The organism is Leifsonia sp. NPDC080035 (genome assembly GCF_040050925.1).
Classification (GTDB): Bacteria; Actinomycetota; Actinomycetes; order Actinomycetales; family Microbacteriaceae; genus Leifsonia.
Map to the genome: position 1 here is coordinate 1,721,620 of NZ_CP157390.1, position 12,226 is coordinate 1,733,845.

The 12,226-nt window shown below is 70.1% G+C and carries 10 protein-coding genes; 5 read left to right on the forward strand and 5 right to left on the reverse strand.

Annotated elements, in window-relative coordinates; all coding sequences use genetic code 11:
• Positions 1–5: 5 nt before the first annotated feature.
• Together AAME72_RS08470 and AAME72_RS08475 are read right to left on the reverse strand one after the other, a co-directional pair.
• Positions 6–1,829 (reverse strand): alpha-L-rhamnosidase C-terminal domain-containing protein, encoded by a 1,824-nt coding sequence (locus tag AAME72_RS08470; RefSeq protein WP_348789800.1) that lies wholly within the window; start codon positions 1,827–1,829, stop codon positions 6–8.
• Positions 1,826–4,411, reverse strand: coding sequence for a glycoside hydrolase family 78 protein (locus AAME72_RS08475; RefSeq protein WP_348789801.1), 2,586 nt, complete (start codon positions 4,409–4,411; stop codon positions 1,826–1,828). Before AAME72_RS08475 ends, AAME72_RS08470 begins: the two co-directional genes overlap by 4 nt.
• Positions 4,412–4,661: 250 nt before the next feature.
• Here AAME72_RS08475 and AAME72_RS08480 point away from each other — a divergent pair, with 250 nt between their 5' ends.
• The 3 genes from AAME72_RS08480 (at position 4,662) to AAME72_RS08490 (ending at position 7,841) form a co-directional block, all read left to right on the forward strand.
• Positions 4,662–5,966, forward strand: coding sequence for an extracellular solute-binding protein (locus AAME72_RS08480; protein ID WP_348789802.1), 1,305 nt, complete (start codon positions 4,662–4,664; stop codon positions 5,964–5,966).
• Positions 5,967–6,050: 84 nt separating this feature from the next.
• Complete coding sequence (locus AAME72_RS08485; RefSeq protein ID WP_348789803.1) at positions 6,051–6,935, forward strand: sugar ABC transporter permease; 885 nt, start codon at positions 6,051–6,053, stop codon at positions 6,933–6,935.
• Between the two features lie 3 nt (positions 6,936–6,938).
• The gene (locus AAME72_RS08490) at positions 6,939–7,841 is read left to right on the forward strand and encodes a carbohydrate ABC transporter permease (RefSeq protein WP_348789804.1); all 903 of its coding nucleotides are present in this window, start codon (positions 6,939–6,941) and stop codon (positions 7,839–7,841) included.
• Positions 7,842–7,926: 85 nt separating this feature from the next.
• Here the strand turns inward: AAME72_RS08490 and AAME72_RS08495 are convergent, their stop codons facing one another.
• Together AAME72_RS08495 and AAME72_RS08500 are read right to left on the reverse strand one after the other, a co-directional pair.
• Positions 7,927–9,225 (reverse strand): MFS transporter, encoded by a 1,299-nt coding sequence (locus AAME72_RS08495; RefSeq protein WP_348790105.1) that lies wholly within the window; start codon positions 9,223–9,225, stop codon positions 7,927–7,929.
• 5 nt (positions 9,226–9,230) lie between these two features.
• Positions 9,231–9,662 carry a MarR family transcriptional regulator gene (locus AAME72_RS08500; RefSeq protein WP_348789805.1) on the reverse strand — a complete coding sequence of 144 codons (432 nt, stop codon included), beginning with the start codon at positions 9,660–9,662 and terminating at the stop codon, positions 9,231–9,233.
• 72 nt (positions 9,663–9,734) lie between these two features.
• Between AAME72_RS08500 and AAME72_RS08505 the strand changes: the two genes are divergently transcribed.
• Complete coding sequence (locus AAME72_RS08505) at positions 9,735–10,586, forward strand: alpha/beta hydrolase (protein ID WP_348789806.1); 852 nt, start codon at positions 9,735–9,737, stop codon at positions 10,584–10,586.
• 75 nt (positions 10,587–10,661) lie between these two features.
• Here AAME72_RS08505 and AAME72_RS08510 read toward each other — a convergent pair whose 3' ends face one another.
• The gene (locus AAME72_RS08510; RefSeq protein ID WP_348789807.1) at positions 10,662–10,862 is read right to left on the reverse strand and encodes a hypothetical protein; all 201 of its coding nucleotides are present in this window, start codon (positions 10,860–10,862) and stop codon (positions 10,662–10,664) included.
• Between the two features lie 115 nt (positions 10,863–10,977).
• On the opposite strand from AAME72_RS08510, the gene AAME72_RS08515 reads away from it, so the two are divergent.
• Positions 10,978–12,027 (forward strand): biotin/lipoate A/B protein ligase family protein, encoded by a 1,050-nt coding sequence (locus tag AAME72_RS08515; protein WP_348789808.1) that lies wholly within the window; start codon positions 10,978–10,980, stop codon positions 12,025–12,027.
• Positions 12,028–12,226: the final 199 nt, after the last annotated feature.

Genomic DNA, 12,226 nt, shown 5'->3' on the forward strand with positions numbered 1-12,226 from the left:
GTCGATCATCCTAGGGCGGTCGGCCAGCGCACGACGGCGGGACCGGGATGCTCGCCCTCCGGACCCACGAGGGTGGATCCGGGTGGCACATCGACCGTGACGTCGCCGCCGCGGACGGTCACCGCGATGTCGCCGCCGGGCGTGGGCACGCGTGCCTCCGCCCACTCCAGGCCGCCGAGGTGCGGGTCGACGGCGAACCGGCTCCAGCCGTCGGCGAGCGGCCGGAGCCCCAGGATCGCGTCTGGGAGCAGCGCGGCCGGCCCCGACGACCAGGCGTGGCACAGGCTCTTGCCGAACGGGCGACCGTACATGGCGATGTCGGAGTCGGCGCGGTCGGAGTCCGTGCCGTCGGAGTCGCTGGCTTCGGCGAAGTCCTCCCAGAAGCTCGTCGCCCCGGCGTCCAGCATCCCGCCCCAGAGCGCACGGATGCGCCGCACGGCGCCCTCCGTGTCGCCCAGCTCGATGAGCGCGCGCAGGAAGAAGCCGGTCATGAACGGCGTCCCCGCGCGCTCGGCCCCGGCGAGGAGCGCGGCGACCGAAGCGTCCCCCGGCCCGCTGAGGCCGGCGAGCACGGCGAGGAACGCCGGATAGAGGGAGGCCTCGGCGGACCCGTCCGCGTAGGCGCGCCAGCCACCGTCGGCCGTGCGGCCGACGCGCTGCAGTGTCGCCCGTACGGTCGCCGCCAGCTCGCGCCAGCGTTCGGCGCCGGGATGCCCGGCGGACGCCAGGACGTCGGCCGTGGAGGTGAGGGCCCAGTGCCAGAGCAGCTGGAGCGCGGTGGGATCCCGCGTCGGGTCGACGTCGACGCCCCAGTCGATGAACACCAGCTGGAAGTCGTCGTCGGTGCCGGCGGGACGCAGCAGGCCGTCCTCGCCCGCGTGCGCCGCCAGGTCCGTTGCGAATGCGTGGATGTTGTCGGCCTCCGCGGCGAGGTGGTCGCGGGCGTCGAAGGAGCGGGCGAGGAACCCGGTCGCGATCAGCCACCAGAGCGAGTAGTCGGCGATGCCGTTCACATAGCCGGAGCGGGGCCGGCCGAGGGCCACCAGGCTGTCCTGCACGATCCCGGCGTCGCCGAACGCGTACGCGTTGGCGAGTGTGTTGAGCGCCTGGTCGCCGATCCACGGCATCCGGTCCCGCTTGATCCCGTCGAGCATGAGGCCGTGCATGCAGGTGTGCAGCGTCGACGCGCTCACCTGCCAGATCCGCGTCAGCGTCGCGTCCGAGCAGGCGAAAGACCCCGTGCGCGAGACGGGATGCTCGTACGCCTCCACGACCAGCTCCGTCACGTCGTCGGCGTCGATGCGGAGGAACCGGAAGCCGAGGGCGTGCACGGTGGTCCAGCGGCCGTCGGGGAGGCGGCGGACATCGTGCCGGGTCTCCTGCTCCTCGGTGAGCGCGAACGCCTCCTCGCGGGACTCCCCGGAGGAGACGACCGGCGTCGACGCGGAACGGAAGACGGGACGCCCGAGCACGGGTGACGCGAGCTCCCAGAGGCCGTCGCGCGGCGTCGGCTCGAGCGTGACGATCGGCTCCGGTTCGCGATGCGGGGGAGTGGATGCGGTCCCCGGCACCTCGCGCGGCTCCGTCCACTCGCCGCCGGGCTCCCGCACCCGCACGTCGGCGGCGCCGTCCGTCCACACTGCGGGTGGCTCGCCCGCCGGCGCCTCGATCGTGAACGGGTCGGCGCCGTCGACGCTGAACTCGGCCGAGCGCATCGTGTCGGCGTAGTTCGGTGCGTAGTCGACGTGCCGGTTGGCCGCTCGGCCTTTCCGCACCAGCGTGTGCAGCAGCCCGAGCTCGTACTGGTGCGGCGGATAGTGCCAGGTCATCGGGCGACGACCGGCACCGTGGTCGGCTCGCCGACGCGGTGGGTGCCGGGACCGGCCTCCACGATGCGGCCGGAGGGGAGGACGAGTTCCGCCCGGGAGCCGGTCGGCACCGTCACCGTCAGTTCGAAGCGGCCGTCGGCACGGCGCCAGGAGACCGCCACGCTGCCGTACGGCGTCTCCAGCGTGCGCTCGGCCGCGGTCAGGCCGCCACCCGGCTGCGGTGCGACGCGGAACCGGCGGAAGCCGGGCTCCAGCGGGGTGAGTCCCGCGACCGTCCCGTGCAGCCAGGCGGCGACCGAGCCGAGGGCGTAGTGATTGAACGAGGTCATCTCGCCCGGGTTCACGGTGCCGTCCGGGAGCATGCTGTCCCAGCGCTCCCAGATGGTCGTGCCGCCGGAGAGCACGGTGTAGAGCCAGGACGGGCACTCGCGCTCCAGCAGCATGGCGTACGCGGTCGCGGTCTGGCCGGCCTTGGTGAGCGCGTCGCAGATGAGCGGCGTGCCGGCGAATCCGGTGCCGATGCGGTGGCCGTTCGCCTCGACGAGGTCGCGCAGGCGCTCGCCGGCCGCGGCGAGCTCCCGCTCGTCGAACAGGTCGAACGCGATCGCGAGGGCGTATGCGGTCTGCGCGTCGTTCGAGAGCCGGCCGCCGGTGAGCACCCAGCGCTCGCGGAAGGCGGCGCGGGTGGCGGCGGACAGAGCGGTGTACCGCTCGGCGTCCTCCGCGTGGCCCAGCTCCGCGGCGATCAGGCCGAGGGTGCGCGCCGACTCGGCGAAGTACGCGGTGGCGACGAGGTACTTGTCTGTCTTCGCGTCCGCGGGATCCTCCGGGGGAGCCGTGGGGTCGAGCCAGTCGCCGAGCTGCATCCCCTCGTCCCAGAGGTGGTCGGGGCCGGCCAGCCGGTCGACCAGGTCGACCCAGGCGCGGGCGCTCGGGTACTGGTCGGCGAGCACGGCACGGTCGCCGTAGTGCCGGTAGAGCGCCCAGGGGGTGAGGACCGCGACGTCGCCCCAGACCGCGCCCGGGTGGATGGGCGTCCAGTACGGGCCGCCGGGGATGACCGGGACGTACCAGGGCACGGTGCCGTCCGGCAGCTGCTCGGCCGCCACATCCTTCAGCCAGGACGCGAGGAAGCCGGACACGTCGTACAGCCCGGCCGCGGTGGGCGCGAAGACCTGGATGTCGCCGGTCCAGCCGAGCCGCTCATCCCGCTGCGGGCAGTCGGTGGGGATGTCGACGAAGTTGCTGCGCATGCTCCACACGACGTTCTCGTGCAGCCGGTCCACGAGCGGATCGGAGGAGGAGAACGTGCCGGTGCGCGCCATGTCCGAGTGGTAGACCCGCCCGATGATCTCCAGGTCGTGCAGGTCCCCGGTCCAGCCGGAGAGCTCGGCGTACCGGAAGCCGTGGATGGTGAAGCGCGGCTCCCAGTCGAGCGGGCCGCCGTCGGAGAGGTACACGTCGGTCGCCGCCGCCTGCCGGAGCGGTCGCGTGTACAGCTCGCCACCCTGAAGCACCTCGGCGTGCCGGAGCGTGAGCTCGGCGCCATCCGGCACGGCCGCGGCGCGCAGCCGGATGCGCCCGGCGAAGTTCTGCCCGAAGTCGATCAGCTGCCGTCCGCCGGCGAGCGGGGTCACCGTGACGGGCCGCAGCTCGCCGGTGCAGCGGACCGGCGGGCCGTCCGGAGCGACGAGGAGCGACGTGTCGAACGGGACGACCTCCACCGGCGGCCAGTCGGCGTCGTCGAACCCGGCGCGCGACCAGCCGGGGATGCGCTCGGCGGCGTCGAAGCGCTCGCCGTCGTAGAGCCCGGAGGCGAGGATGGCGGAGGGGTGCGTCGTCCAGTCGCCGTCGGTGGCGACGGTGGTCAGGGCGCCACCGGGGGCGGTGAGCTCGAGCTGGGCGAACAGCGCCGTGCGGTCGCCATAGAGCTCCCGGTAACCGCCGTCGAAGCCGATGCGGCCGCGGAACCAGCCGTCGGCGAGCCAGGCGCCGATCGCGTTCTCGCCCAGCTGCACCAGGTGCGTCACGTCGTAGGTGTGGACGCGCAGGCGGTGCTGGTACGGCGTCCACCCGGGCGCGAGAGCGTCGTCGCCGACCCGGACGCCGTTCAGCTCCACCTCGAACAGGCCGTGCGCGGTGACGCGGAGGATGGCGCGGGCGACCGCTCCGGCGGTGAAGTCGCGGCGAAGCAGCGCCGGACGTCCGTCCGTGTCGGCGGGCAGCGCGCCGGGGGAGACGGCGGACGCGGTCCACTCGGACGGGTCCAGGGGCCCGGCCTCGGCGCGGGCCGGCGCCGACCACGCGGACGTCGTGCCGTCGAAGCCCCGGACGCGGACGCGCACCTCCACGTCCTCCCGTGACGTCAGCGGCTCGTCCGGCCACGGGACCAGCACCGAATCGTGGGACTCCACCGAGAGCACGCGTGTCACGCCGCCGCGGCTCACCTCGACGTCGTAGCCGGCCTGCGCCCAGTCGGGATCGGAGGCTGTCGTCCTCCAGCTCAGGCGCGGCCGGGCGACGCCGAGGCCGAGCGCGTTGTCGCGGCGCTCGAAGCGCGGCTGATCGACGGCGACGGTCATGGACTCCTCCTCGAGTGGATGCTCCGGCCGGGCCGGGCGAGTGGTGCGAGCGGCGGCTGGCCGCCAAGACCCTCGAACCATACCGCGTTCCTTTAGAACGTTTCAAGCGGTCTTCAACCGGCGCGAGGCCAGTGATCGTATCGTGACCTGACGATGTGTTGACACTCGACCGAGGCTTGTGCTTTCATTCACGTTGAAACGTTCTAATCACGTTCGCGACCTCGGACGCGACCCTTTTCAAGGAGGAAAAGTGATCACAGCACACCGACGGCACCGGCGGCTCGCCGTCATCGGCGCTGTCCTGGCGGCCGGAGCCCTGGCCCTCACCGCCTGCTCCAGCAGCGGCGGAAGCAACGGCGGCGGCAACTTCACCACCCTGGGCCTCACCAGCAACGCCACTCCGAACAACACCCTCAAGGCGCTCAGCACCGCGGGCTGCCAGGCCGCCCAGAAGGATGCGCCCATCAAGACGGACGCGGACGACCAGACCCAGCACGACCAGAAGCTCCAGCTCCTCGCCGGCCAGAACGCCCTGCCGAGCATCTTCGTCAGCCCCGGCACCCCGGACCTCGCCAAGCAGTTCATCAAGGGCGGCAAGCTCGTCGACATCTCGGCCGAGCTCAAGAAGGACGGCCTCGAGGACCAGATCCTGCCGATCGCCTCCTCCACCATGCAGAAGCTCTACGGCCAGGACGACGCCTACGCGCTGCCCAACGAGCTCAACATCGAGGGCATCTGGTACAACAAGAAGATCTTCAGCGACAACGGCATCGCGGTCCCCGGCACATGGGACGAGCTCACCGCCGCGTCGTCCAAGCTGCTCGCCAAGGGCGTCCAGCCGTTCGCAGGCGACGGCAAGGACGGCTGGCCGATCACGCGCCTCGTCGGCGCGTACATCTTCCGTGACCTCGGTCCGGACGCCCTGCAGGCGGTCGCCGACGGCAAGGCCAAGCTGACCGACGCCGACTACGTGAAGGCCGCCGACCAGGTCTCCAAGCTCGGCAAGGCGGGCGCATTCGGCGCCGGTGTCGCCTCCACCGACTACAACGGCGCGACCAACCAGTTCCTCACCGGCAAGGCCGCCATGTTCTACATGGGCTCGTGGATCCTGTCCAACTTCACCGACAAGACGCAGAACCAGATCGGCGAGGACAACATCGGCTTCATGCCGTTCCCTGCCGTCGACGGCGGCAAAGGCAGCGTCGACCAGACCCCGGCGAACGTCGGCCAGCCGCTCATGATGAGCAAGGCGAAGTTCAACTCGGGCAGCGCAGCCTGGCTCAAGTGCATCGCGCAGGGCTACGGCGACGAGGTCCTCTCGAAGTCGGGCGTCGTCTCCGGGTTCAAGCTGAGCAAGGACCACTCGGACGTCTCCGCCCTCACCAAGGGTGTGCAGGACACGGTCAACACCTCGAAGTCGGCCGTCCTCTGGTTCGAGGCCCTGTTCAGCGCCAAGGCGACCACGGTCAGCCAGACCAACGGCGGATCGCTCGGCAACGGATCGCTCTCCGGGTCCGACTTCATGCAGCAGGTTCAGACGGCGCTCGGTCAGTAGCCGGACGACCCGAAACCGTAGGAAGGTGAGGGTGCGACGGGCCCGCCCGCCGCACCCTCACCGCAACCAGAGAGAACCCGCACCATGAACTCCGTGCTCGCAAGCCGGCGCACCGCTCTGCTGCTGGTGGGCCCAGCGCTCGTCGTCTACACGGCGATCACGCTCATCCCGATCGTGTGGTCGTTCGGGTACACCTTCTTCTCCGGCGGCCTCATCCAGGGCTTCACCTTCGCCGGGCTGAAGAACTTCCAGCAGTTCTTCACCGATCCGAACGCGTGGAACGCGTTGGGCTTCACGCTCAAGTACGCGATCATCGTGACGATCGGGCAGGTTGCGGTCGGCTACCTGCTGGCACTGCTCTACGTGTTCTTCCTCAAGCGCGCGTCCGGGTTCGTGCGCACCGTCGTGTTCTTCCCCGTCGTGCTGCCGACCGTCGCGGTGTCCCTGCTGTTCCAACGGATGTTCCAGCTGACGCCGCAGCCGGGCCCGGCCAACGCGCTCATCCAGGCGTTCGGCGGAGCGGGGACGGACTTCCTCGGCCACGCCGACTCCGCCTTCTGGGTGCTCATCATCATGGACATCTGGCGGTCGATGGGCTTCTACGCCGTGCTGCTGTTCGCGGGGCTGGTGGACATCCCCGACGAGATCATCGAGTCCGCGCGGCTCGACGGCGCCGGCGGCTGGTCGCTGGTGCGGCGCATCGTCATCCCGCTCTCGGCCCCCGTGCTGCTCTCGAGCATCATCTTCAGCATCAACGGCACGCTGAAGGTGTTCGACTCGGTTGTCGCGCTGACCAACGGCGGGCCGGGCAACGCGACGACACCGCTGACCCTCTACATGTTCCAGACCGCGTTCACGTACGGCGATTACGGCTACGGCTCCACCATCGCCCTGATGCTGACCATCCTGTGCCTCATCGTGACCGTCTTCATCTTCCGCGGCACCCGCCGCGACCTCACGAAAGCCTGAGCCATGACCGCTTTCACCGAAGAGCTCGACCGCGACGTGACGTTCAAGCGCCCGTCGGAGGAGCGCCGCGGCGGGGCCGGACGGTTCCTGCGACGGCTGCCGCTGAACATCCTGATCGTGCTGCTGCTGATCGTGGAGATCTACCCGCTGGTGTGGATCCTGCTCGGCTCGTTCAAGACCCAGAACGAGTTCCTGAACGATCCGTTCTGGACGCTGCCGAGCAGCTGGGACTTCACCAACTACGTCAGCGCGTTCACCACCGGCAACATGGGCCGGTACATCCTGAACAGCGTCCTGACGGTGTTCCCCGCGCTGTTCCTGACGATCGCGCTCGGCGTCGCCGCCGCGTTCGCGCTGGAGATCCTGGTGTGGAAGGGCCGCGGCGCGGTGCTGCTGCTGTTCCTCGCGGGGATCATGGTGCCGGGCCAGATGGTGCTGCTGCCGCTGTTCTCCATCTACTTCAACATCGGCCTGACCGGCTCGCTCTGGCCGCTGATCATCACCTACACGGCCGCAGGGCTGCCGCTGACGGTCTTCATGATCGCGACGTACTTCCGTGCGGTGCCGCGCGAGCTGTTCGAGGCGGCGACGCTCGACGGCGCCGGGCTCATCCGCCAGTTCTGGTCCATCGGCGTTCCGATCGTGCGCAACGCGATCTTCACGGTCGCGCTCGTGCAGTTCTTCTTCCTGTGGAACGACCTGCTGATCGCGCTGACGTTCACCAACAGCGAGGATCTGCGCACCATCCAGGTCGGGCTGCTGAACTTCACCGGGCAGTACGGGGCGATCCAGTACGGTCCGCTGTTCGCGGCGATCTGCGTCAGTATCTTCGGAACGCTGCTGCTCTACCTGTTCCTGAACCAGCGCGTCATGAAGGGCCTCGCCGCCGGGTCCGTGAAGGGCTGAGGGCTCGGCGCCGGCCTCGAGCGCCGAAGGGCACGTTGTTGTCGCTTTCACGCGCTGAAAGCGACAACAACGTGCCCTTCGGTGGTCAGGACGTGCGGGTCGCCGTGGCCTCGGTGCCCTCGAGCTCCTCGCGGGCCTCCTCCCGGGGGCTCAGCGTGACCCGGGGGCGGATGCCGCTGAAGCGGACGCGGAGGCCGCGGTACTTCACGAGGTAGAAGACGCCGACGAGTGCCGCGAGGAACCCGCTGGCGCCGCCGACGCCCATCGCCCAGCGCGGGCCGAACGTGTCGGCCACCCAGCCGACGATCGGGGCGCCGATGGGCGTGCCGCCCATGAAGATCGCCATGTAGATCGCCATCACGCGACCCCGGAGCACCGGGTCGGTCGTCATCTGCACGGTTCCGTTCGCGGTCGTCATCAGCGTCTGCGAGGAGACGCCGATCGCGATCAGCGCGATGGCGAACAGCCAGTAGGTCGGCATCACGGCCGCGAGCGTGCATCCCGCGCCGAAGAACGCCGCACCGGCGAACAGGAGCGCGACCCTCGGCCGCTCGCGGCGGGCGGCCAGCAGCGCCCCGATCACCGAGCCGACGGCCATGACGGACGACAGGATGCCGTACTCGCCCGCGCCCTGGTGGAAGACCGTCACCGACATGGTGGAGATGAAGATCGGGAAGTTCAGGCCGAACGTGCCGATCAGGAACACCATGATCAGGATGACGATGATGTCCGGACGGCGGCGCACGTAGCGGAAGCCGTCGACCAGGCCGCCGCGGTGCGGCTTGGCGCGCTCGTTGCGGTACAGCTTGTCGCGCCGCAGCATCATCAGCGAGAGCAGCACCGCCCCGAAGGTCGCCGCGTTGATGAGGAACACCCAGCCCGCGCCGACCGCTGCGACCAGGAGACCCGCGACGGCGGGACCGATGAGGCGCGCGGCGTTGAACGACGCGGAGTTGAGCGCGACGGCGTTCGACAGGTTCGGGCCGGCGACGAGCTCCGAGACGAAGGTCTGCCGGGCGGGCGCGTCGAACGAGGCGACGACGCCGAGGAGCAGGGCGAAGACATAGACGTGCCAGAGCTGCACGACGTGCGTGACGGTGAGGATGCCGAGCCCGAGGCCCAGGATGCCCATCGCACCCTGCGTCGCCATGAGCAGCTTGCGCCGGTCGAGGTGGTCCGCCGCCCACCCGGTCACCGGGAGGAGGAGCAGCTGCGGGCCGAACTGCAGCGCCATCACGAAGCCGACCGCGGCGGCGTTGTTGTGCGTGAGCTCGGTCAGGACGATCCAGTCCTGCGCCGTGCGCTGCATCCACGTGCCGACGTTGGAGACGATCGCGCCACCGGCCCAGATGCGATAGTTCACGCCGGCGAGCGAGCGGAACATCGCGCTCACGAGTCGGCGAGCTCTCGCATGATGACGGCGGCCTCGGCGAGGGTGGCGCGCTGCTCCGGGCTGAGCGCGCGCAGACGCTGGTCGAGCCACGCGTCACGGCGGCGGCGCGTCTCGGCGACGAGCGTGCGACCGGCGTCGGTGGGCACGACGACGACCTTGCGGCCGTCCGCGCTGTCGGGGGTGCGCTCGACGTAGCCGGCCTGCTCCAGGTGGTTGACCGTGCGGTTCATCGAGGGAGGCGTGACCCGCTCGTGCTCGCTCAGCCGGCCGATGGTGCCGGAGCCCTCACGCACGAGGAAGGCGAGCGTGGAGGTCTGGGTGTCGCTGAGCTCGTGGTCCGCCTTCTCCGCGCGCAGGCGGCGGGAGAGCCGTGCGACGGCCACCCGCAGCGTCCCGCTGAGTTCGTGGTTCGAGAGTCGGCTGCCCATACATCGTTAGCCTAACAAATTAGATCGGCTAAATAAACTCCGTTCGCCGCCGGCGTGCAGCAGAATGAACGCGTGCAGCATGACTTCACCGATGACGACGGCGTCCGGATCTTCTACGACGTGTATCCCGCCGAGGCGCCGCGGGCGGCCGTGCAGCTCTCGCACGGCGTGGGGGAGCACGCCGGCCGGTACCTCGCCCTCGCCGAGCATCTCGTCGGCGAGGGGTACGTCGTCTACGCCGACGATCACCGCGGGCACGGGCGCACCGGGCTCGAGCAGTGGAACGGGGACGCGTCGAAGCTCGGCAGGCTCGGGCCGGGCGGCCTGCGCGCGGCCGTGCGCTCCGTCCGGGCCTTCACGCGACTGATCCGCGACGCGGAGCCCCGGCTCCCGCTGGTCTACGTCGGCCACAGCTGGGGGTCGCTGATGGGGCAGATGATCCTCAACGACCACAGCGCCGACTACGACGCCGCCGTGCTCTCCGGCACGGCCTACCGGGTGGTGGGGTCGATGAACAGCGGGGACCTCAACAAGCGCCACGCGCACCTCGGCACGACCGGCGCCGAGTGGCTGAGCCGCGACCCTGCCGTCGCCCAGGCGTTCATCGACGACCCGATGACGACGCTGGTCCCGCTGCAGAAGCTGTTCGGGATGGCCGACGCCGCCCGCCTGCTCGGCCGCCCCGCGCGCAACCTGGAGCGCGACCTCCCGCTTCTCATCCAGGTGGGCGACGACGACCCGCTGGGCGGCGAGGCCTCCGCCCGGAAGCTGGAGCGCGCGTACCGGAGGCGCTCCGGACTCACCGACGTGACGACGATCGTCTACCCCGGCGCCCGCCACGAGATCTTCAACGAGACCAACCGCGAGGAGGTCTTCGCCGACCTCACGGCGTGGCTCGACCCGCGCATCCCGGCGCGCGGCTGACCGCCGACCGCCGTCCGCCGACCGCCGACCGCCGTCCGCCGACCGCCGTCAGCGGTCAGTCGACCGCCGGCCGTGTCAGCCGGCGGCCGGGCGGAAGACGAAGTGCGAGCCGAGGTCCTGCAGCTCGTCGGAGGCGAGCAGTTTGCGCACTCCGTCGGCCACCGTCGCGGCATCGAGCCCCGAATCGCAGTAGAGCATGCGGAGTGTGGCGAACGGCCTCGTCTGCAGATAGCGACGAAGACCGGCGTCGGTGGCGGTGGCGTCGTTCTCGGTCATGCCGACACTGTGCGTCCCCGTCGCGGCCCTTAAGTAGTAAGGAGTGGCACGATGCGGGCGGCGCGGTCCGCGACTCCGTAGAAACATGGGGAGCGAGCAGTCCTAGGCTGAAGGTATGCATGGTGAGTACAAGGTCCCGGGAGGCAAGCTCGTCGTCGTGGACCTGGAGGTCGTGGACGGGCTGATCGCGCAGTTCCAGCTGGCCGGGGACTTCTTCCTCGAACCGGACACCGCCCTGGAGGCGATCGATGCGGCCGTGAACGGACTGCCCGCCGAGTCCGACTCGAAGACCATCGCGGCCGCGGTCAAGGAGGCGCTGCCCGAGGGTGCGATCCTGCTCGGGTTCTCGCCGGAGGCGGTCGCGGTGGCGATCCGCCGCGCCCTGGCCAGGGCGACGAGCTGGCGCGACTACGACTGGGAGATCGTGCACGCGAAGGCCGTCTCCCCGCTGATGCACCTGGCCCTGGACGAGGTGCTCACCACCGAGGTCGGCGACGGCCGCCGCGGCCCGACCCTGCGCATCTGGGAGTGGGACGAGCCCGCCGTCGTCATCGGCAGCTTCCAGTCCGTCAAGAACGAGGTGGACCCGGAGAACGCCGAGAAGTACGGCATCCAGGTCGTGCGCCGCATCACGGGCGGCGGCGCGATGTTCATGGAGGCGGGGTCGGTCGTCACCTACTCCATCTACGCGCCGGCGGACCTCGTGCAGGGCATGAGCTTCGCCGACAGCTATGCGTTCCTCGACGAGTGGGCGATCGTCGCGCTGAAGTCGCTCGGGATCGATGCGAGCTACGTGCCCCTGAACGACATCACGAGCCCGAAGGGCAAGATCGGCGGTGCCGCGCAGAAGCGGCTGGGATCCGGCGCCGTGCTGCACCACGTCACCATGAGCTACGACATGGACGGTCAGAAGATGACCGAGGTGCTGCGGATCGGACGCGAGAAGATCAGCGACAAGGGCATCACGTCCGCCGCGAAGCGGGTCGACCCGCTTCGGAGCCAGACCGGCCTCAGCCGCGCCGAGATCATCGAGCAGATGAAGCTGACGTTCCGCAACCTGTACGGGGCGGTGGACGGCGACATCACCGAGGCGGAGTACGCCGAGGCCGAGCGTCTGGTCGAGGAGAAGTTCGGCACCGAGGAGTGGCTGTACCGCGTGCCCTGACGCGTCGACGACGCGAGAGCGCCCGTATGCCGATAGCGGCATACGGGCGCTCTCGCCTTTTCTCCGGCCGTCCGCCCCTTGCGGGCGACCGTGGTGCTGCTGCTAGGTTAGGTAAGGCTTACTTAGCTAAGCCTTACCTAAACCTCACCAGAAGAATCGGCGAGGCGACCGCTGTGTCGCCCCGCTCTCAGGAGTGCCA

What these genes read in the sequence shown, in the direction of transcription:
- AAME72_RS08470 (WP_348789800.1), bottom strand. Translation starts at nt 1,829, where the DNA reads ATGACCTGGCACTATCCGCCGCACCAGTACGAGCTCGGGCTGCTGCAC.
- AAME72_RS08475 (WP_348789801.1), bottom strand. Translation starts at nt 4,411, where the DNA reads ATGACCGTCGCCGTCGATCAGCCGCGCTTCGAGCGCCGCGACAACGCG.
- AAME72_RS08485 (WP_348789803.1), top strand. Translation starts at nt 6,051, where the DNA reads ATGAACTCCGTGCTCGCAAGCCGGCGCACCGCTCTGCTGCTGGTGGGC.
- AAME72_RS08490 (WP_348789804.1), top strand. Translation starts at nt 6,939, where the DNA reads ATGACCGCTTTCACCGAAGAGCTCGACCGCGACGTGACGTTCAAGCGC.
- AAME72_RS08495 (WP_348790105.1), bottom strand. Translation starts at nt 9,225, where the DNA reads ATGTTCCGCTCGCTCGCCGGCGTGAACTATCGCATCTGGGCCGGTGGC.
- AAME72_RS08500 (WP_348789805.1), bottom strand. Translation starts at nt 9,662, where the DNA reads ATGGGCAGCCGACTCTCGAACCACGAACTCAGCGGGACGCTGCGGGTG.
- AAME72_RS08510 (WP_348789807.1), bottom strand. Translation starts at nt 10,862, where the DNA reads ATGACCGAGAACGACGCCACCGCCACCGACGCCGGTCTTCGTCGCTAT.
- AAME72_RS08515 (WP_348789808.1), top strand. Translation starts at nt 10,978, where the DNA reads ATGCATGGTGAGTACAAGGTCCCGGGAGGCAAGCTCGTCGTCGTGGAC.